A 663-nucleotide genomic window follows, 5' to 3' on the forward strand; every position below is an offset into this window, starting at 1 on the left:
TCTCCTGTTTTTAGTTTTACTGGAATTGAAGAACCAACAAGTTCTATAGTTAATTGTCCTTCAAATCCCGCATCTACTATAGTCGGCGGAATTAATAATCCTTTTCTTGCAAATGTAGATCTTAAATTGCAAAATGCTATAATATCATTTGGTAATTTTATATATTCTTTAGTTGTTAAGAGAACATGTTCATATGGATAAATTATAAATTCATCTCTTATTTCTTTCGTCATATTTTCTTTTATTCTAACTATTTCATTTCCAATTTTTAAGTCTACTCCATTTTCTCTAATTGTATCCTCACTTAAAGGTTCAATTACAAGTCTATTTAAATTTATATATCTTTTTATATCTCTATCTGATAAAATCATCTTTTCTCAGTTCTTATTTTCAGTTTCTGACATATTTATTTCTCCACAAATTACTGAGATTTTAAACATATTTCTATCATATCTCCAATTTACTTTTATATAATTTGGATATTTGAAAGTATGAACTAAATATTTTAAGATAGACATTCCAATTTTTTCGTATTCTTTCTTCTTCATATTTATTTTTATTTGTATTAATATTATTTCTTCATCTTCAAAAACATTAAAGAAAAAGTCGGATCGTAGCCATGTCGTTCTGTGAGCCAAGGAGTTGTATGGCAACTTTGTCTTT

1 protein-coding gene is annotated in these 663 nt (G+C 25.9%); it reads right to left on the minus strand.

All coding sequences use genetic code 11. The features are described from left to right. Positions 1-371 (minus strand): dCTP deaminase (dcd, locus tag ABD361_RS30460; protein WP_344440217.1); only part of this gene is annotated, 371 nt, incomplete at its 3' end. Between the last annotated feature and the right edge of the window lie 292 nt (positions 372-663).

This window comes from Streptomyces luteosporeus (genome assembly GCF_039532865.1).
Lineage (GTDB): Bacteria > Actinomycetota > Actinomycetes > Streptomycetales > Streptomycetaceae > Streptomyces > Streptomyces luteosporeus.